We start from the raw sequence: 20,391 nt of genomic DNA on the forward strand, positions 1-20,391 counted from the left end.
CGTGCGGCGCCGGCGTTCAGCGCGATTGCAGGAAGTACCTGCGCGCGGCCTCGCAGAGCTCGGGCCAGCGCTGGGCAAGCGCGGGATCTGCGGCGAAGCGGCCTGCCCAGAAGGCGTCGAGGGCGGCGCGCGCCGCGGGGGTCGGCACCCCGTAGCGTGCGTTCGTGCTCTCCACGTAGGCGGGGTACAGCTCGCACGCGACGACGAGGCCGGCGTACTGGTTGAGCGTGAGCGAGGGTGGCGGGCGCACGCTGAGCGGGTCGCTCACGCTCGCGGGGGCCGGCGTGGAGGCGGGCGGGACACTCGGCGTGGCGACGGGCAGCGCGCCCGACGCGGAGGCCGGCAGCGCGCTCGGCGTGGCGACCAGCGGCGCGCTCGGCGCGGCGGCCGGCGGCGCGCTCGGCGTGGCGACCGGCGGCACGCTCGACGCGGCGACCGGCAGCGAGCTCGCCGTGGCAGCGGCCTGCGCGCTCGACGCAGCGACCGGCAGCGAGCTCGCCGTGGCAGCGGCCTGCGCGCTCGACGCAGCGACCGGCAGCGGGCTCGCCGTGGCAGCGGCCTGCGCGCTCGGCGTGGCCGCAACGGAATGACGCTCGTCGTGGAGCGGCACCGCCGGGGAGTGGTGCGCGGGCGCCGGACCAGGCTCGCGCACCGGCTGTCCATCGGGGCTGGCGACGGGCTGAAACGGCAGCGCCGAGTCGAAACGAGCGACGGACGGCCGAGGGCGCTCTTCGGAGGCCACCGGGATGAAGGGCAGCGCGGAGTCGATGACCCGCGGCGTATCGGGGAACGTCTTGCTCAGAGGCTTCGACTCCGCGCCGCTCACCGGCGGGTCCGTCCGAGGAACCGACGCAGGCGCGGGAACAGGCACGATCGCGGGCTGGGTGACGGATTGGGGGGCGGGTGTGGACGCGGGTGCCGGGGCGGGCTCGGGCTCGGGCGCGGCCACCGGTGCAGGCGCGGCCACCGGTGCGGGCGCGGCCACCGGTGCGGGCGCGGCCACCGGTGCGGGCGCGGCCACCGATGCGGGCACCGCCACCGGCGTGGGCACGGCCACCGGCGCGGGCACGGCCACAGGTACCGCCATCGGTGCCGGCGCGGATACCGTCATCGGAGCGGGCACACCGAGCGGCGCCGGCGCGGGCACACCGAGCGGCGCCGGCCCTGGCACCGCCGTTGACCCCAGCACCGCCATCGGCGCGGGCATCGGCTCCGCCGTCGGCGCTGCCGCCGGCACGAAGGGCAGCCCTCCGCCCAGGCGAGACAGCGGCCCCTGCGCCTCGACCAGCGCCGGCGCGCTCGTCGTCGCGGTGACCTCCTCCGCTGCGTACTTCGCCACGCTCGGCGGCACGAAGGGCAGCCCTCCGCCCAGGCGAGACAGCGGCCCATGCGCCTCGACCAGCGCCGGCGCGCCCGTCGTCGCGGCGGCCTCCTCCGCCGCGCGCTGCGCCGCCGCCTCGTCCGCCGCGCGCTGCGCCGCGGCCCGCTTCGCCTCCGCCAGCCGCTCGTCGAGCGCCCCGTGCGCGTCCTTCAGCACGGCCAGCGCCTCGGCGCTCTCGCCCTCCGGACCGAGGACGCGGCCGATCGCCAGGAGCATCTCTCGAGCGGCGCGCAGCGCCGCCTCGTCCGCCGCGCGGCCGGGCAGGTGCCGCCTGGCGAACGCCGTGAGCTCGTCGTCCTCGCATCGAGCGAGATCCGCGAGCCGGGCCGCCACGCGGCGCCGATCCGGATCGGCGCTGCTGCCCGTCGGCCTGCGCATCGCCGCCTCGAGCTTCGCGAGCGCCTCGGTCAGCGCGCTCTTCTCCGGCGCCGTCCCTGAATCCGTGGCGGACCCCTTGCTCGCGCCCCTCACGGCGCGAGCACGAGGACGGTGGTGACGCTCGGTACGATGGCCATGCCCGGCGCGTTCGTGCTGTTCTGGATCGAGATGCTCGTCAGGCGCGTCATGGGCGCGCAGCCGACGATCACCGTGAAGGCCGCGGTCACGTTGCGCGACGGGCCCATCACCATCCCGGACGCGACGCCGAGCGCGACGCCCGGGTTGTCCCCCATCGTGAGCGGCGCGACCGTCAGCATGTTGTGCGCCGGCGCGCACGTGACGAGCACGTTCGGCACGAAGAGCACGCTCATCGGATGGAGCGAGATGTTCGGGTACGGGATCGGCACCGGGGCCGGCGTCGGGGTCAGGCACACGTCCGGGAACGCCAGGCACATCCCCCCTGCGGTCGTCTTCGCGAGCATCGCTTCACCCCTCGTCGTTGCTGGCACCCGCGGCCCCGCGCGGCGCGCCCCTTCAGCCGATCTTGACCTGCTCGCCGTCGAGCTTCGCGAGCGTCCGCGCGGCGACGATCGTGTTCTCCCCGCGCACCGCCGCGAGGCCCTCCGCGCGGAGATCGAAGACGCCCGCGCGCACCTGCTCGAGCGCCTCGACGAAGCGGAACGCCTGCTTCGCGCGCTGGACGAGCCGATCCGCGCGCGCCTCCATGCGCTCGGCGACGACGACCGCCTTCTGGAGGTGCGCCTCGAGCGACCGGCCGACGAGCCCGATCTCCTCGATCGCCGCCGCCGCCGCCTGCGCGCGGACCTGGAGCTTGCCCGCGAACAGCCCGACCTCCCTGGCGGCGGCGATCTCGATCTGGTCGCCGGCGCCGAGCCCGAGCCGCCCCGTCGCCTGCACCTTCATATCGCCCTCGGCGACGATCCGCGTCGTCGCGCCCGCCTCGCCCTCCAGCACCGCGAGGACGAAGACCTGCTCGCCGTCCACCGCGCAGAGCACCCGATCCCCCGCGTCCGGCGCGACGAGGCAGCTCTTCGCGCGCCGCGCCGCGACCGGCCCGCCGCCGAGCTCGACCACGAGCCCCGACGCCGCGCCCCGGACGACGCCCGTCTCCAGCGACGGCACGCGTCGCGGCGAGGGCGAGCGCTCGATCGCCGGCAGATCCACCGCGGCCAGGAGGTCGTCCTGCGCGCTGTCGTCGTGTGCCACCGTCAGGGGCTCGCGGGCCGCCATGCTCTGCATCTCGGGTCTCCTCGGCCTGGATCCGCCCGGTCAGGACGTGCGCGCCGCAACGCTAGTTTCAACCATTTCACGGCAGGAATCAATGAAGTTCGTGGAACGCGGCCTCGCCCCGAGTCTCACGGGTCGTGGCTGCGGTCTTGTGTCTCGTGTCTCGTATCTCATGGTTCCGCGCGGCCCGCGCAGCAGGCACCGTCACGCGTGCTGCCCATCGCGCTCGCCGCCGCGGCGCGGCTTCCAGTCCTCGAGCGCGGCGAGCTTCTCGTCGTCGCCGAGCCAGCCTGCGCCCGCCGGTACCTTCGCCCCGTCGCGGCGAGCGCGGTGCAGCTTGGTGCGGAACATCGCCGCCTGCGTGAAGTCCGCGCCCGAGAGGTCGCAGTGCGAGAGGTCCGCGTACGCGAGCTTCGCGCCGACGAAGCGCGCGCCGGCGCACGACGCGAAGGCGAGGTACGCCTCGACGAGCTCCGCCCCCGAGAAGTCGGCCTCGGCGAGCGCGGCCCGCTCGAAGATGGCGTTCTGCAGCTTCGCCCGCGAAAACCGCGCCTTCGCCGCGTTCGCCTCGCCGAAGAGCGCCTGCGTCAGGACCGCATCGGAGAAGTCGCAGTCGGACACGTCGACCCCGGTGAAGTTGCACTGCGTCGCGTCGCAGCCCGCGAAGCTCGATCCAGCGACGCTGCCGCGCATGAACTGCGTGCGGAACAGCTTTGTTCCCTGGAACGCCCGCGCGCCCAGCGCCGCCTCGACAAGCGTCGTGAGCGTCAGGTTCGCGCCGTCGAGCAGCGCGGTGCGCAGGTCGAGCTTGTACAGCGTCGCCTTCTCGAGGTTCGCGCGAGAGAAGTTCGCGCCGCCGGCCTTGACCTCGACGAGGTTCGCCCGGTCGAGGTTCGCCCCCTCGAACGAGGCGCGCTCGAGCGAGCACGTCGTCCAGGTCGCGACGGGCGCCTCCGCGCCCGACAGCGCCGCGCCCTCGAACGTCGACTCGATGAAGCTCGCGCCGACGAGCCTCGCCCCCGAGAGCGTCGCCCCGTCGAGGCGGCTCCGGAAGAACGTCGTCAGGTGCAGGTCCACGCCCGCCGCGTCCACGCCCGACAGATCGCACTCGGAGAACGTCGACTCCTTGACGAGCGCGCCCCGCATCGCGCGCGGCATGCGGACCCGGTCGAACACCGCGCCCGAGAGATCCGCGCCCGTCAGGTCGAGCCCGGAGATGTCCACGGCCTGGATCGGGTCCCCGTGGCGGACCTTGTCGAGCACCTCGTCGCGGTTCATATCGCGCCTCCAGGAGCCGGCGCCGCCTGCCGGTCGAACCGGGTGAACTCGACGCTCGCCTCGGCGAACGTCGTCCGGTTGTCGCCGCGCGCGCGGCTGAAATCGGCCCGGCAGAGCTGCGCGCCCGTGAAGTCGGCCCCCGCCAGGCGCGATTTCGAGAGGATCGCCTCCGTCAGGTTGCACCCGCGGAGCGACGCGCCGTCGAGGTTCGTCCGGATCAAGAGGGCGTTCTTCATGACGGCGCGGTCGAAGGTCGCGCCCGTCGCGTCCGCCTCGGAGAGATCGGTCATCGTCATCTGGGCTCGATCGAACCGCGCGCCGCGCAGATCCGTCGTCCGGAAGCAGGTCTTGTCGAGCACGGCGTCGCGGAAATCGGCCTCCGGCAGGCCGCTCTTGTGGACGGCGACCCCCTCGGAGAAGCGCGCCCCCGCGAAGCGCGCCTTCGCCCCGGTGCAGCTCATCAGCGACGTCTTGTGCAGCCGAGCGCCCGAGAAGTCCGCGCCGTCGAGCGAGCACTCGAGGAGCATCGCCCGCTCGAGGTTCACCCCGGCGAGGTTCGCCCCGGCGAAGCTCGCCTGGAGGAACGAGCAGAGCGAGAGATCCGCGCCCGAGAGATCCACGCCGGCCCAGCTCACCTGGAGGGCGTCGGCGCGCTCGAGCTTCGCCCGCTTCAGGCTCGCCCCGGCGAGCCTCGCGCCCATCAGGACGGCCTCGGTCAGATCGGCGTCGTCGAACACCGCGCCCTCGAGGTTCGCCTTGCCCAGGTTCGCGCCCCGGAGCCGCGCTCCCGTGAGGTTCGCGCCAGAGAGATCGGCCTTCGCGAGAACCGCGCCCTCGAGCACCGCGCCCGAGAGGTCGCAGCCGCGCAGGTCGGCCCCCTCGAGGAACGCGCGCGCGAGGCGCATCCCCCGCAGGTCGACCCCGCGGAAGTCCGCGCCGGTGAGGTCGCGCTCGTCGAGCGGCTCGCCCGCCTCGCGCGCCGCGTCGACGACGACGCGCGCCATCTGCGAGGCCTCGGCGGTCATCGGCAGGGCCGCGGACCTCAGGTGCGCCGAGCCGCGGTAGCCCTCGCGCGCCGCCTGCTCGAGGCGGAGCAGCTGCTCGGGGAACCCTGGATCCGCGAGCATCGCCTCCAGCTCGAGGTTCGGCACGCCGCCGAGGCGCGCCGCCTCGGCCAGCTCCGCGTACTGCTGGAGCTGCGCCTTGGCCGAGAAGCGCGGCGGGCCGCCCGGCGGCTCCTCCCCTGTCTGGCCGCGGCGGAGCGCCTCCTCGGACACGTCCATCTCGGCGGCCTGCGCCTTCATGCGCTCCTCGGCCTCCTTCTTCAGGCGCTCGGCCCTCTCCTTCTCCTCCTCCATCTTCCGCGACGCCGCGTCGAGGTACGTCACCAGCGCGTCGAGATCGTCGATCGGCGGAGGCGCTTCCTCCTCCGGCAGCGGCGCGTCGAGGCCGAATCGCGCCGGGTCGATGCCGTCCGCGAGCAGCTCCTCGCGGCGGCGCTCGCGCTCCCGCTCCGCGCCGCGCCGCAGGTTCTGCGCGGCGAGGTTCTCGCTCTTGAGCCACTGCACCATCTCGATCCCGGCGACGTTCGCGGCGACGCCCGACTCGCGCGGCGGCATGAGATCGCTGTCGCTGAGGGACGCGATCGAGCCCCGGTCCTTGTCGATCCGCCGCGCGAGCGCCTCGCGGTAGTGCTCGATCGGCCGGGGGCGGCCGATCTCCTCGCAGGCGACGACGAGGTCGACGATCTCCCCGGCGTCGTCGTCGGCCACGGGCATCGAGCCGTGGAAGATCACGACGCCGAGGTTGGCCGAGGGGAAGAGCCACACCGTGTCGCAGCGGACGGGCAGCTCCAGGAACGCCTCCCCGCTCGCGTCGCGGCGGGTGACGAGCACGCGCGCGGCGAGGCCGGGGAGCGCGCCCTCGATGCGCGGGCGCGTCGGGTGCATGTTCTCCACGAGGAACGCCTCGTCGCCGCGGAGCGGCTCGGCGAGCCATTGATCGCTCGGCGCGACGTTGAAGAAGGCGGGATCGACGTCCGGCGGCAGGCCGGGCGCCCACTTCTCGGCGTAGTCCGCGCCGTACGTCCCCGCGCGGGCGCGGCGCTGGGCGAACGTCACGTCCATCGCGAGGAAGGACGCCGGGCCTGGCCGGTCGCCGGGCGAGCGGATCAGCGCGCCGTAGTGCTCCACGTTCGGCAGCGGCCGGACGCGCTGCCCGCCGCGCTCGACCTCCTCGATCCCCTTCCCGTACGGGTTCGCCGCGTCCTTCGGCCCGCCGAGCGCGCGCGCCCAGTCGATGGGCATCTCCGAGAACGGCTCCGGCTCCGTGAAGCCGTGGCCGCTCCAGTGCCGGTCGCCCAGCACGGCCAGGCGCTTGTCGACGGAGCCGAGCCGCGCGCGGACGAACGACGCGCCGACGCGGCGGCCCTCCGGGGCGTAGCACCGGCCCGCGACGAGCAGCTCGCCGCGCGCCTTCGTGATGCCGTCGTCGAGCGGGATGCTCCCGAGCGCCGCCGTCGCGGCCTGCCAGAACGACATCTCATCGACGAGCGCGCGCGGCGCGTCGAGGGGGAACGCCATCATGGCGCCCACGTGGAACCTGAGGCGCCGCGCGACCTCGACGACGCGCGTGAGCGCCGGGACCTTGAGGGGTTTGACGACTCGCATCTGCGCTCAGATCTTCGTGAAGGCGCTGTTCCACGCGATGAGCCCCGCGAGGGTCAGGGCGACCGCCTGATGCTTCAGGTAGGTGCCGAACTGATCCATCTTGGCGCCGACGGCCTTCTTATCGAACGCGGCGAAGTCGAGCTTGATCAACGACGTCTCGAGCTTGAGCAAGTAGGCCTGCTGGGCGAGCGCGGCGTGGTCCGTCTTGATGACGCCGGTCGCCCCCTTGTAGAAGTAGAGCTCGTGCTTGTTCGGGGTGAGGTCGAACGTCAGCCCGAGCACCTCCCACTTCAGGTTGGTGGCCGTGATCTTCGCGTTGGGCGCCTTGATCAGGAAGTTCGTGTCGGACTTCAGGTCGACGTCGCCGCCGAAGTGGCCTTTCCAGGTGGTGGCGACCTCCGTCTTCCAGCTCTTGTAGTCGTCGAAGTTCTCGGCCGTGACCTTGTGCATCCACGGCCCGGTCACCGTCGACGAGCCCTCCGGCTCGATCGTCTGCTCGAAGACGCCGTGGACGTCGTGCTTCATCCCGCCGCTCGTGATGGTCAGCGTCATCCCGTCGGTGATGGTCTGCTTCATCCCGCCGGCTTCGACCGTGTCCTCGCGGCCCGTCTTGATCGTGGTCTTGCGGGTCGCGTAGTAGGTCTCCTCCGCCTCGGCGGTGACCTGGAGCGTGTACGTCCCGCCGACGCCCGCCCAGAGGTTGCCGACCACCATGCTGAACTTGTTGCCGCTGACGTTCTCCCAGGAGTCGCCGCCGATCCATGAGCCCCCGTCCCCACACGTCGTCTCCAGGTAGCTGAACGTGACGTCGACGAGGCTGCTGCCGGCGATGGCCGGGTCGGCGTTCTCGGGGGACAGGAACGTGCCGGTCTGCGTGTCGCCGTCGCCCGTGTAGACCGAGCCGTGGTTGCCGCTCGGCGTCCCCATGTAGATGCCGGTGCGGTTGTTCGGCGTGTGGAGGAAGATGAACTCCTTGCCCTGCTCGTCCTCGAGCACGAGCTGGTTGCCGCTCCCCGTCCGGATGATGTTCTGGCTGAGGTTGCGCTCGGCGACGACGCTCGGCCGGTGCGCGTTGGGCACGACGCCGGCGATGAAGGGCCGGTCCGGGTCGCCGCCGAGGAAGGCGATCATCACCTCGGTGCCCTTGCGCAGCGGGAAATGGAAGCCCTCCGTCGTCCCGCCGTGCGGCTGCATCATGCGCACCCGCGTCGAGATGCGCGCGTCGGGCAGGCCGCTCGTGTCGAACTCGAAGCGCACGAGGTAGCGGCCGTCGGCGTCGATCTGCGCGTACTGGCTGTCGGCGGGGCCGCAGACGATCGCGTTCTCGAACCCGTAGATGCGCGGCCACTGCGTCGCCTGCGGCGCGCGGAACTGCACGTCGGCCGGGATCGCCAGCAGCTTGATCGCGTAGATGTCCCTGGCCGAGAGCCCCGTCAGCCGCGCGACCTCGGGCGTGATCCCGGCGATCGACGCGCTGTGCTGCACCTCGAGCGCGAGCCACTGGTCGACGATGTCGGCGGGCTGATCGTCCAGCGAGAACCGGTACCCCGCCCGCGGCCCGAGCGCGTCGCCGCTCCCGCGCAGGGTCACCTCGCGGCAGCCGATCGACTGCGCGCGCACCTGCGCCAGGCGCTCGGCGTCGCTCTGCACGAAGACGCGGAAGCCGTACTCGCGGATCGCGCCCACCCCGTTCGCGGTGATGCTGCTCTCGCCCTTCACCGACGCGGACGGGTTCGAGTAGTTGTAGTCGGCGATGGTGACCGTCTTCGGCAGCCACTGCACGTTCTGCTCGATCTGGTGCAGGCCCGGCGGCGCGGTCACGTCGTCGCCGAAGAGCGGGACGTAGCGCACGACCCCGCCGCCCGGGAAGTCGTCGTGCAGCCCGCGATCGTCGACGATGACGAGCACCTCACCGGGCCCGTCCTCCGGGTGCTCGAAGAAGTAGTAGAGGCCCTCGCGCTCCAGCCACCGGTGAAAGAACGCGAGGTGCGTCTCGCGGTACTGCGCGACGAACTCCTCGACCGGGTAGTCGCCGTCGTTGATCGAGAAGCGGAAGTCGCCGCCCGCGAGCCCGCCGTTCTGGAGCGTCGCGGAGAGGAACTCCTTGACGGGCTGGTTCGTGAAGACGTGGCTGCGCCAGAAGTGGCGCAGGAACCAGAGCTTCGGCACGAGCAGCGCCTGGTACAGCGCCCGCTCCGCGTTCTGGTGCAAGAGGCGGACGCTCGCGATGACGCCGTGCACGACGAGCGGGTCCTTCCCGTCGCCGCGGCTCGCGCGCACCGTCGCCCGCTCGCCCACCGCCTTGCGCACGTCGGTGCTCGTCGGGACGGAGAAGAAGAGCTCGAACTCGTACGGCTGCGAGACGTGCTCGGTACCGCGGAAACCGATGAAAGCAACGCTGGCGAGTGCCGAGCACGAGAGCGAGAAACCGTCTGGGCGCATGGAGAGCCTCCCCATCCCTGGCCTGGTGTTGAGGGCGGAATCTCGGTGCATCGCGTCGCGGCGTCAACGTCTGCATGCGCCACGAGCGTGCTGTGGAACAGCGGATCCGGTGGTGGGACGAGCGCCCACCTGTGCGACGTTCGCCGAGCAGCGCGGGCTCGACGGCGCGCGCCTGCCGAGCTCGTTGCGCTCGTGTTCGGCGCCGTCGCTGCGCGCGCGCCGCGTCCGTGTGCGCCCTGCGCGCGCACCGTGTGCGCGCTGCAGCCGTACCGTGTGCGTGCCGCGTTATCGCGCGGCTGCACTCGCGAGCGCGGCGATGACGCTGCGGGTGAAGCCGCGAAGGCGCGCGACATCGTCGGGGCGGAGGGCGAGGGTGCGCGCGTCGCAGTAGAGCCTGCGGGCGATCTCGATCTGGAGCGCGTGGACCCCCTCGTCGCGGCGCGCGTGCCGCTCGATCGCGTGGCCGCCCGGGAAGGGATCGTCGTGCGCGAGCGAGAGGCCGTGCGCGCGCGCGACCTCGGCGACCGCGTCGCGCGCCCAGCCCGCCGCGCTCTCGCCGCGCCGGGTCCCGAGCACGACGTCGGCCGCGCCCGGGAACATGACGTCGGGGTACGTGTGCCCGGAGACGAGGATCGCGGCGCCGTGACGCGCGCGCGCGTCGGCGAGGCGAGCGGCGATCTCCGCGTGGTACGGCTCGAACACGTCGCGGACGCGGCGCTCGACCTCCGCGCGGGGTGGTGGGCTCTCGAGCCACTGCTCGCCGCTCGCGGAGCGCCGCCGCACCTCCCGCAGCCCGTAGGGGAGCTTGTCCTCGTAGGGCGTGGGCACGCGCGGGGCCGTGTTGAGGTCGATGACGAAGCGGCTCGCCGTCGCGACGACGAGCGCGGCCCCCTCGAGCGTGACGCCGCCGAAGAGCGCGTCCGCCGCGACGTCCGCGTCGGCCGCGAGGGCGCGCTCCGGCACGCGCGTGAAGCGCGCCGCGAGCTCGTCCACGGCGAGGCTCGCGTGCGGGACCTCGACGACGATCGGCCCCGCCATGTCAGGCTCGTGAACGCGGAACGGGGGCGGCGTGGCGGGCATCGTTGCTCCGGAGGGTAGGCGCGCGCCGGGTTTTTCGCACGGGTGCGCCGGTTTGCGCTCTCATGGCGGGCCATGGAACCCCGGATCTGGCTGCTCGCGAGCCGATACCATCTCGACGCCGGGCTGTCGTCGCTCCTGGTGGAAGGCGTCGCGACGGCCTGCTTGCTCGTCCTCGCGGCGCTCGCGCTCCGGCTCTCGCGCCGGCAGCGCCGCGCCGCCGCGCGGGCCGAGGCCTCGTTCATGCCCGGCGCCGCGCTCGCGCCCGGCGAGGCCGTCGTCGCGGGCACCGTCGAGCGGGAGCAAGGCGCGGACGTGGCGGTGCGCGTCGAGGTCGAGCAGGAGGGGTCCGAGTCCGAGACCTCCGGCGTCTGGACCCACCAGTGGGCCGAGACCGGCCGCAAGGTCCATGTCCACCCCTTCTATCTCCGCCACGCGTCGGGCGCGCGCATCCGGGTCGAGCCGGGCGAGGACGTGCAGCTCGTCGACGCGCTCGACGGCATGATCCGGGTCGATCTCACCCGGCGCGTCCGCGTGGCCGAGCTCATTCCAGGCGAGAGGGTCTTCGCGACAGGCGAGCTCCGGCGCGCGCCCGATCCCGAGGCGCAGGCCCAGGGGTACCGCGAGCAGGCGCAGGGATACCTGCTCGCGCCCCCGCGCGGGGGCCGCATGCTCCTCTCGTCCGAGCCTCTCGGCGAGCGGTTCGCGCGCAGGGCGGCGTTCCATAAGCGGTGGGCCATCGCCGCGGCCGTCGCGTCGCTCGCGTTCAACATGGCGTTCGCGGCCTTCCACGCGCGCCGCTGGCTGGGCGAGACGGTGGACGTCCGGGTGACGCAGCTCCAGGAGAAGGAGGACGGCGACCACACCCGCTTCGAGGTCACGATGCGGGGCGACCGTGGCGCCGCCTTCTCCGACGAGGTGTCCTACGGCGTGTTCGCCCGGCTCCGCGAGGGCCAGACGGTGAAGGCGCGTCATGTCCCCTCGTGGAGCTCAGCCAGCGCGATCGGCCCCGACGTGACGGCCCATTCCGTGGCCTACGCCGCCTTGCCGCTCCTCGGCGTCATCGCGCTCGCCTATCTCGCTCGCGCGCAGGCCACACGTCCCTGGTACGAGAAGAAGCTGATCGAACAGGGGAGCGGCAAGCTCGCGGAGCCCCTGTCTGCCCCGCAGCAGGCCCCGAAGCGTCCAGAGGGCCGCCGCCGGGACCCCGCTTCTGGATGACGGACGCCTCGATTCGGCAGGCGCTGCGCGTCCGCCGGCGGTCACCGAGACATCGCACATGCGACCCCGGGGTCAGGCTGTAGAGCCGACGAGTCCTCTCATTTCGTTGGCATTCTGGGGACGAGAAACGTGAACAGGGAGGCCTGGAGACAGGGAGATTCATGGGATTCTACTCCCCGCCTCCTCGCCTCCCTGTGAATCTCCTCGAAACATTCGAGAGGATGCTTCAGGACCGCAAAAGCAGCTACCGCTTCATCGAGTCGAGAAGGCGTTGGACGTGCCGGTGAGCTTCGCGCTGCCCAGGTTCTTCGCCTCGAGCTTGGTCTCCGCGTCCCTCACTGCAGCCGTGCCGGTCCCCGTGATCGTGATCGACTCCTCGGCGAGCGCGTAGATCGTGAACTCGTAGGTGTCGGTCTTCGTGCCGCTGCTGGAGCCGAAATTGGGGCAAGGCCCGAGGTAGTTCGAGTTCTGCATGGCGCGGAGCTGCGTCGCGTCCGCCTGCTTGAACCCCTCGGGCAGCGAGGTGGTGGTGGCAGGAATGTTGTACAGAACCCAGTGGTAGCCGTTGGGCTGCGACGGCGTCGCGTGCGCCAGGGTGACATCGATGAAGGTGATGGCGTAGCTCTTCGTGCCCGCAGGCCCCGGGGTCCAGTGGAGCTCCGGCATGACGCTGTTCTGGAAGCCGGCGGTCTGGCAGGTGTACTTGTCGGCGAACTTGGCGCCTTCCTCGTGATTGGTGCTCGCGAGCGCGAACTCCTCGGAGGGCGCGCCGCCGCTCCCTCCGGAGCCGCCCTCTCCGCTCCCGCCGACTCCCGTCGCGCCACCCTCTCCGCTGCCCCCGGCCCCCGACGTCGTGGTGGTCGTGGGGTCGCCGCCGCTCGAGCTCGAGCTCGAGCTGTCGGCGCTGCTGCTGCTGTTGCTGTTGCTGGCGCTCTGGGAGCTGGTGCTCGCCGCGGTGCTCCCGCCGTTCCCGGACTCATCGGGATCGCCGCTCGAGCAGTTCAGTATGGCGAACGGCAGGGCCGCGAAGGCGAGGTATCGAGCGCTACGTGTGAGCCTATCCGTGATGGTACGCATTGGCGCATGATGCCACACCGGCGTTCCTATCGCGATGACAGTCGCTTCTCCCCTTGCGACAAAGATCCGCAATTTAGCGGTACATTTCCCGGAACAGTGAGTGATCGAAGAATGTGAACGTTGACATGAGCGCGCCCTGCGCGACACATCGCTCCAGGTCTCTCGCCTGCTCGCCAGAGAGGAAGAGGCGGAGCGGAGGGCCCTTGACCCTTGACACCGCGCAAGAGCGGGCAGGAGCGCCCGCGAGGACGCTCCTGCCCTGGCGGAAATGTGCAGAACCGCTGGGTCAATATTGCGTGTTGTTGGACGTCGTGATCTTCGAGGAGCTCACGCCCATGAAGAGCGCCTTGCCGATGCCGCTGTAGCGGGTGTTCGTCATCGTCACGCTGCTGCTGCTGCTGTCCGTCCTGAAGATGGACTCCTTCATCTTCGAGATGTCGCACCGGTCGATGAAGACGTCGACCTTGAAGTCGGTCCCCCCGTTCTGCCGGATGAACTTGCCGGCGTTCTGCGCCGTGAAATTCGACACCTTGAAGGTGCTGGCCGCGTTGATCTGGAACACCTTGTCGTCGCCGTTCTTCGCGGAGCCGCCGTTCAGCACCACGGTGCCGGACTTCTTGACCGTCAGGGCGTCTTCGCCGATGTCCTCCCAGACGATGTTCTCGAGCGTGACGTTGCCGTACGTGTGAATGCCGTCGGCCGCCGGCGCGCCGAGGACCACGTTCTTCAGCTTCGCGCCGTCCTCGAGCTTGAACACCGGCTTCTGGCCCTCGGCCTGGCTGCCGTCCCCGAGCGTGTTCTTGTCGGCGATGTACCGCTTGCCGCCGCCGTCGAACGTCTCGCCCGCCTTCACGATGATCGTCGAGCTGACGACGCCGCCGTTGCCCGCCGTGGTGGTGCCGCCGCCCGAGCTCCCGCCGCCCGAGCTCCCGCCAGAGTCGCCGCCGCCCACCGGCACGAGCTCGATGTAGTCGACCTTCAGGTCATACCCCGACGACGAGGAGCTCTTGCCCTTGCACGTGAGCGCGAACTCGACATTGCCAGAGAGCGATTTCTCCCCGAGCGTCGCTGTCGTCCAGCTGTCACCGGTGGAGGAGCCATAAGCGTCGAAGGACTTCACCGACGATCCCTTCACGGCGAGCTCGTATTTGCCGTACACGTTCCGCTTGGCGTAACGAAGGACGATCTTGTATGTGCCTGACGCGACCGACGCGGAGAACTTGAAGGTGTCCCCGCTCTGGTTGGCGCGGAGCTTCACGTTGTCCGCGTTGTCTTCGATCCTGTCGCCCGACGAGATGGACCAGCTCTGGTTCTCGGCCTCGATCCTGACGGCGCTGAGCGCGTCGCTCGCCGAGTCCACGTCCACATCCAGGTCGGCGCCGTCCGCCGCGAGGCAGCCGGCGAGGCCGAACGACAACAGGGCACCGAAAGCATAGGTCAATTTCAAGCTCATGATTTTATCCCTCGATCGTTAACGTTGCGCGCGACCGACGACCCCACCCTTCACTCCCTCTGCATACCCTCCCCCACGGGTCGTCGTGGCCTCGCGATGTCTACGAGATGTCCTGTCCTGTCTTCTCTTGTCTTGTCTTGTCTTGTCTTGTCTTGGCGCGAGAGCAATGCCCAGGCCACGGCGCGCCGTCACCCGCGGCCGCAGATCAGGGCACCATGATTGCATTTTTCCGCTGAAGGACAGCGTTTCACCCGCTCCGGCGGACAGGCACGCTCGCCGCTGTCATGGGCCGACGTCAACGACGTCAACCGGCGGTTGACACATGAGCCCGCAGGCGGCTCGACGGCGCGAGCCTGCCCTCCGGGCGCGGCAGCGGTCGCGCTCGTCGGCGGCGCCTGCCGCGGCGGCTCAGAGCGCCAGCTCGATCCGATAACGAGTCAGCCAGTCGTTGAGCAGGAGGACCTGATGCATGCTCGACCGGGCGAGCTCGTCGACCGCTCCTGCGGACTCCGAGGCGACGGCGCGGGCGCGTGCCACGTCGACGAGCGGCAGCACCGGCGCGTCCTTCCGGGCGAGGAGCCCCGCGAGCTGGCCTCGGAGCCGCTCCGTATACGCTGGATCCTGCGTCGTCGGATACGGGCTCTTGCGACGGTCGAGCACCGAGCGCGGCAGGAGATCCTCGGACGCCGCGCGCAGCAGGCTCTTCTCGCGCCCGTCGAAGGTCTTCATCGACCAGGGGGCGTTGAAGACGTACTCCACGAGCCGGTGGTCGCAGAACGGGACCCGGACCTCGAGGCCGGTCGCCATGCTCATGCGATCCTTGCGGTCGAGCAGGATCGGCAGGAACCGCGTCAGGTGCAGATAACCTATCTCCCGCATGCGCCGCTCCGCTCCGTCCTCGCCCGGCAGGCGCGGGACCTCGGCGAGGGCTTCCCGGTAGCGCGCGGCGACATGGCCCTGAAGGTCGATCTGCGCGAGGAGCGCGGGGGCGAGCAGCTGAGCGGCGGCGCTCGCGCCCCGGATCTTCATGCGCATGGCGAGCCAGGGGAACGTCTCTGCCGCCACCATCTCCGGGTCGTGGAACCAGGGGTATCCGCCGAAGACCTCGTCGGCCGACTCGCCGGAGAGCGCCACCGTGGAGCGCTCCCGGATGGCGCGGAAGAGGAGGTACAGCGAAGTATCCAGGTCACCGAAGGCGATCGGGACATCCCGGGCGCGCAGCACGGCGGCGCGGATCTCGGGGTCGGCCAGCTGGGCTGCGGAGAGCACGATCCCCGCGTGGTCCGACCCGACGTGCCGCGCGACCTCGGCGACGTACGGCGTGTCCTGCGTGCTCCGCAGCGCGTCCGGCGTGAAGTGCTCGGCGTGCCCCGCGAACTCGACGGAGAAGGAGCGCACGGGCCCCGCGCCCTCCGCCCTGAGCGCCCGCTGCGCGAGGGCGGTCACCGCGCTCGAGTCGAGCCCTCCCGACAGGAGGGAGCAGAGGGGCACATCGGAGATGAGCTGTCGCGCCACGGTGTCCTCGAGCAGCCCGCGGATCGCGCGGATCGTGGCCTGCAGGTCGTCCTCGTGCGGCCTTACCTCGAGCGCCCAGTAGCGGCGCTCGGAGATCCCATCCCTCCGCACGTGCACGACATGGCCTGGGCGGACCTCGCGCATGTCGCGGAACACGGAGGCTCCGGGCGTCTTGACGAAGGCGAGGAGCTCCCGCAGGCCGCTCGCGTCGACGACCGGCGACGCGAGCGGGTTCGCGAGGATCGCCTTGGGCTCCGAGCCGAAGAGCACCGCCGAGCCGATCCGCTGGTAGAACAGCGGCTTGATGCCCAGCCGATCCCGGACGAGCAGCAGCTCCTCGGCGCGGACGTCCCAGAGGGCGAAGGCGAACATTCCGTTGAGCCGCCGGGGGAAGCCCGCGCCCCACTCGAGATACGCATGGAGCACGACCTCGGTGTCGCTGTGCGTCTTGAAGCGGTGGCCCCGGGCCTCGAGCTCGCCGCGCAGCTCGCGGAAATTGTAGACCTCGCCCGTGTAGATGAGCACGGCCACCGGCGCGCCGTCCTGGTCGGCGATCATCGGCTGGCGGCCCCCGTCGAGATCGATGATGGCGAGGCGGCGGTGCCCGAGCGCGGCGCGCGGAGCGAGCCATACCCCTTCGTCGTCCGGGCCGCGGAGCCTCATCGTCGCTGTCATCGTCTGCAGGACATCACGCTCCAGCGTCAGATCGCGCTCGTAGTCCACCCATCCCGCAATGCCGCACATGGACGATCCCCTCCCTTTCAGCGCCATCGCGCGAAAGCGGCGGGCCTCGACAGCCCGCCGCGGCGCACGCGGATCACTCGCTGTTCGGCGGACGAGCGTAGACAGTGCGGCTGGGCCGCGCAACCGAGCTGGCCAGCGCGGCGCTCAGCGCTCACCAGGGATGGGGCGGAGATCGTGGACGCGCAGGGGGCGACGAGGCTGGCCGGCGGTGCCCGCCGGGGCGTCGCCGCGCGCGGTCACTCTGCGTAGCAGACCTCGAGGCGCGGGCGGCGCGACGGCGTGGAGTCTTCGCTGGCCCGCCACTGCGACGCCCCCGCCACGTCCTCTTCCATCACGAACCCGTAATTCGGGAGGACGCCGTTCACCCAGTCCTGCACCAGGTCGGTGAGGTTGGCTGTCCGATCGCCGGCGCCGTTGACGGTGACGATCGACGCGAAGCTGAGCGGCTCCCAGCTCTGGTTGTAGCTGGACCAGCTCACGGTCGTCTCGCCCCAGGGCGCGAGGGCCTCGTGGAGATGAACGGTGGTGACCGACGACTTGTACACCTGATTCATCGTCAAGGTGGCCGAGTAGACCGGCGCGCCCGCGGGGATGAACGAGAGGTCGAACCAGACCAGCGCAGCACGGAAGCCTCCGGTGCCGGCTCCGCCCGTATAGATCGACACGTACGACCCTTCCTTGTAGGTCGGCGAGGCCGACCAGAGCGTCGCGTCCCAGACCGTGCCGAAGACGCCGCGCTGCACGGTCCTGCAGACGGGCGTGCCTCCAGAGCCGGCGCCGCCCGCGCCGCCCGCGCCGGTGCTGCCCACGCTCATCGCGCTGCTCATCATGACGCTGCCCGTGCTCGTGCTCGAGGCGCTCGTGCTGCTGCTCGTGCTCGAGGCGCTCGTGCTCGAGGCGCTCGTGCTCGAGGCGCTCGTGCTCGAGGCGCTCGTGCTCGAGGCGCTCGTGCTGCTGCTCGTGCTGCTGGTCGTGCTCGAGGCGCTCGTGCTCGAGGCGCTCGTGCTGGACGAGCTCGAGCTGCTGGACGAGCTCGAGCTGCTGCTCCCGCTGCCGGGTGGCGCATAGGTGAGCGTCAGCTCCATGTCGAAGGACAGATCGGTCGAATTGGGGGCCGATTGCTTGACCATCACGGCGAGGATGTTGCTTCCGACCACGAAAGAGCTCGGGGAGAGCGTCACCGTGGTGAGCTCGTCGTCGCGCGACTCCGCGGACGCATAGTCACCGTAGGCCGTGCCGGTCACGCGCTTCGATGCCACCTGGGCGCCGTTGAGCCAGACGACGACGCCGTCGTCGTGGATGAGCTTCATGGTCGCCTGCGCGACCGGCCCGTCGATCGGGATGATCTTGCGGAAGTAGGCCGTGGGATACGACGGCGTGGCCCGGTAAAGGGCCGTGCTCTCCCCGCCGTCGCCGTAGCCGAGCTGCCCCCAGCCTCCCTTCCACGACGAGTCGTCGAACGTGAGGCTCCGCCACTCCGTACCCCGGTCGACGCCCAGGTCGTCGTAAACCCAGTAATCGCCGAAGTAGACGGCCGTGCGGGGGAGGCTCTGGATCGTGAAGCCGGCGTTGCTCTCGTCGGAGAGCAGCGGGTGCTCGGCGTCGGAGACGCGCACGAGGGCCGTCGTCGTGTCGATGGAGGGAACCACCCAGTTGTAGCGGCCCGTGTTGGCGGTGCTGTTCGTGATCGTGGTCCAGGTCGCGCCGTCGTCGGTCGTGTACTCGATCCGGACGGTGGGGATGTTCCCCACGGTCGCCCAGCGGATCGGGAAGATGCCGCCCGGCGGCAGGCGCTCCCCGCCGTCGGGCGCCGCGACGTCGAGGGCCGTTCCCTTCACGATGGCGAAGCGATCGCTGATCACGCCGTCGTAGCGAACGTTGGACACCGTGAGCCGGTTGTCCTCGACGTCGAGGAGGCACGAGCCGCTCTGCGCCTCGTTGAAGTACATGAGCGGGTGGCCTCCAGAGCCGCCCACGTACGTGCCGTGGCCGGCGACGACATGGACCGCCCCTTCGTGGCTCCCTTTGCCAGGGAGCTTCACGTAGGGGCCGTCGCCGAGCGGCTTGCCGTCGCGCCCGTCGACGATGTGCCCGTCCGCCGTGGTCGGCGTATCGTAGGCGCCGTCCACGAGGAACGAGCGCTCGTAGTTGTGCGAATGGCCCGCGAGCACCAGGTCGACCCCGCCCGCGTCGAGGATGGGCGCGAGGTACTCCCGGTGCTCGATGATCAGCCAGTCCTCGTCCGAGTCGTGCGTGCCCTTCGTGTACATCGGAAAGTGCATGTACGCGATGATCCAGTCCTGTTCCGTCGCGGCGAGATCGGCGGCGAGCCAGGCCGCCATCGCGCCGGTCGAGTACCGCGAGGAGCCATAGCCGTCGAACACGACGAAGTGGACATTCGCGTAGTCGTACGAGTAGTAAGCCTCCGTACCGGAGGGGACCCCGCCGGCCTCCCCGGCGGTGGGGAGCACGTAGGCGGTGTAGTAAGGACCGGTCTGCGTCGCCGAGTCGGAGCTCAGGCCCTCGTGGTTGCCGAACGTCGGCCACACGACGGTGTTGCGAAGGATCTCCGCGTACTGATTGAAGAAGCCGTTGGTGAACTCCTCGGTGGTGCCGAAGTTGTACGCCATGTCCCCCATGTGCAGGAACAGGTTGGGGCGGTACGCGCCGACGACGTTCAGCATCGCGTCTCGCGTCGCCCAGGGCGCCGTGCCGCCGTAGCCGGTGTCGCCGATGATCCACGCCCGGAACTTCTTCGGCGTGGACACGGGCGGCGCCGTCTCGAAGTAGAAGGAGGAGGAGCCGCCGGCCAGCACCGCGCTCGACGTACCGACGCTGTAGTAGTAGCGGGTGTCCGGCGTGAGCCCGCTGATGAGCACCTCGTGCTGGGTCGCGAGCGCGCCGAGATCCACCGTCTGCGTCAGATTCGCCGGATCGGTCCCGTAGCGCACGCGGCTGTCCGTGCCCACGTCGGTCGTCCACACCACGTAGACCGAGCTGGGCGTCAACGACTGCAGATAGGGCTGCCTCATCACCGACTGGGCGGCCGCCTGGCCGGCCCACGCGATCGTCACTGCCACCGACGCCGCGGCCAGATGTCCGGGGTTCAATTTCATTGCTTCACCCTCCGAGCTTCCTGATTCATCCCGCCTTGCCTCCAACAAACGATCGCCGTGCGGCGAGCCGAGCGCCTTCCCGGCCGGTCACGCCAGCGATCGCATCGCGCCTGATACCGTGCGCTATCAGCGCATCGGACGTGAACGCGCTGCTACCATCTTACCGAACATACAGGTGGGAGATCATCTTAAATCGGAGAGCCTCGCGCCGACGGCAAGCCGCTCCGGTCTCTGTCTCTGCCTCTGTCTCTGTCTCTGTCTCTGCCTCTGCCTCTGAGTGGGGCCGGAGGGCAGCGATTGCCGGGGCGCGCTCAAAGCACAACAGAATTCCGTCACCACTGTCGAACCAGCGCGCCAACACTGGCCAACACGGAATGCGTGCCCGGCGCCGACGGTCGGCGCTCGTCGTCCCAGCGCTCAGTCGCGTACGTCGCGTGCGCTTGCTCTGGCACGGACGCTCGCACGGAGGATGGACGCCGGGGCCTTCGCCCGTGGCCGCCTCGCGCGACGGCGGTAGGTCAGTCTTGCAAAACCTTTCTGCTCCCTGGCCAGCTGGTGCGGCGCCCCCGAGCGCCACGCGGCAGGATCATTATGAGGACCTCAAAGCATTGTCGTCGAGCAGCGGGTCGCTGCACGATCGGGGGAAGCTAGCATGAACTCTTTTTCGATTGTATGAGGGATATGTGTCATCGCGATTTCTGATTCGCCGCGCGCGACCCGGGCGCATGATCGCGACGGGGGTGCGCGCTGGATCGCCGGCGCGGGCCGGCTCCACCCCGCGCCTCCCGCGAC

At 70.8% G+C, this 20,391-nt stretch carries 12 protein-coding genes; 1 reads left to right on the forward strand and 11 read right to left on the reverse strand.

Features of this window, described 5'->3' with window-relative positions; genetic code table 11:
• Window positions 1-16 precede the first annotated feature (16 nt).
• The 7 genes from WMF44_RS26485 to WMF44_RS26515 form a co-directional block, all read right to left on the reverse strand.
• Window positions 17-1,852 carry a hypothetical protein gene (locus WMF44_RS26485; RefSeq protein ID WP_437292821.1) on the reverse strand — a complete coding sequence of 612 codons (1,836 nt, stop codon included), beginning with the start codon at window positions 1,850-1,852 and terminating at the stop codon, window positions 17-19.
• A complete protein-coding gene (locus tag WMF44_RS26490; RefSeq protein WP_012237562.1) occupies window positions 1,849-2,241 on the reverse strand; it encodes a DUF4150 domain-containing protein in 393 nt (130 codons plus the stop codon). Before WMF44_RS26490 ends, WMF44_RS26485 begins: the two co-directional genes overlap by 4 nt.
• A 52-nt stretch (window positions 2,242-2,293) precedes the next feature.
• The gene (locus WMF44_RS26495; RefSeq protein ID WP_437292822.1) at window positions 2,294-3,019 is read right to left on the reverse strand and encodes a DUF3540 domain-containing protein; all 726 of its coding nucleotides are present in this window, start codon (window positions 3,017-3,019) and stop codon (window positions 2,294-2,296) included.
• 192 nt (window positions 3,020-3,211) lie between these two features.
• Window positions 3,212-4,285: a pentapeptide repeat-containing protein gene (locus tag WMF44_RS26500; protein WP_437292823.1), complete on the reverse strand. Its 1,074-nt coding sequence runs from the start codon at window positions 4,283-4,285 to the stop codon at window positions 3,212-3,214.
• Window positions 4,282-6,954, reverse strand: a complete 2,673-nt coding sequence (locus WMF44_RS26505; RefSeq protein WP_437292824.1) for a DUF2169 domain-containing protein — start codon at window positions 6,952-6,954, stop codon at window positions 4,282-4,284. The genes WMF44_RS26500 and WMF44_RS26505 overlap by 4 nt, the downstream gene beginning before the upstream one ends.
• A gap of 6 nt (window positions 6,955-6,960) precedes the next feature.
• A complete protein-coding gene (locus WMF44_RS26510; RefSeq protein ID WP_437292825.1) occupies window positions 6,961-9,396 on the reverse strand; it encodes a type VI secretion system Vgr family protein in 2,436 nt (811 codons plus the stop codon).
• A gap of 285 nt (window positions 9,397-9,681) precedes the next feature.
• Window positions 9,682-10,476: an N-formylglutamate amidohydrolase gene (locus tag WMF44_RS26515; RefSeq protein ID WP_437292826.1), complete on the reverse strand. Its 795-nt coding sequence runs from the start codon at window positions 10,474-10,476 to the stop codon at window positions 9,682-9,684.
• Between the two features lie 72 nt (window positions 10,477-10,548).
• Between WMF44_RS26515 and WMF44_RS26520 the strand changes: the two genes are divergently transcribed.
• Window positions 10,549-11,694: a hypothetical protein gene (locus WMF44_RS26520; protein WP_437292827.1), complete on the forward strand. Its 1,146-nt coding sequence runs from the start codon at window positions 10,549-10,551 to the stop codon at window positions 11,692-11,694.
• 252 nt (window positions 11,695-11,946) lie between these two features.
• Here the strand turns inward: WMF44_RS26520 and WMF44_RS26525 are convergent, their stop codons facing one another.
• The 4 genes from WMF44_RS26525 to WMF44_RS26540 form a co-directional block, all read right to left on the reverse strand.
• Entirely contained in the window at window positions 11,947-12,771 is an 825-nt protein-coding gene (locus tag WMF44_RS26525) for a YbhB/YbcL family Raf kinase inhibitor-like protein (RefSeq protein WP_437292828.1), read from the reverse strand.
• A gap of 286 nt (window positions 12,772-13,057) precedes the next feature.
• Window positions 13,058-13,723 (reverse strand): pectate lyase, encoded by a 666-nt coding sequence (locus WMF44_RS26530; RefSeq protein ID WP_437301611.1) that lies wholly within the window; start codon window positions 13,721-13,723, stop codon window positions 13,058-13,060.
• Between the two features lie 909 nt (window positions 13,724-14,632).
• The gene (gene asnB, locus WMF44_RS26535; RefSeq protein WP_437292829.1) at window positions 14,633-16,483 is read right to left on the reverse strand and encodes an asparagine synthase (glutamine-hydrolyzing); all 1,851 of its coding nucleotides are present in this window, start codon (window positions 16,481-16,483) and stop codon (window positions 14,633-14,635) included.
• Window positions 16,484-16,719: 236 nt separating this feature from the next.
• Window positions 16,720-19,599, reverse strand: a complete 2,880-nt coding sequence (locus tag WMF44_RS26540) for a DNRLRE domain-containing protein (protein WP_437292830.1) — start codon at window positions 19,597-19,599, stop codon at window positions 16,720-16,722.
• Between the last annotated feature and the right edge of the window lie 792 nt (window positions 19,600-20,391).

The organism is Sorangium sp. So ce426 (genome assembly GCF_051475585.1).
Taxonomy (GTDB): Bacteria; Myxococcota_A; Polyangia; order Polyangiales; family Polyangiaceae; genus Sorangium; species Sorangium cellulosum_B.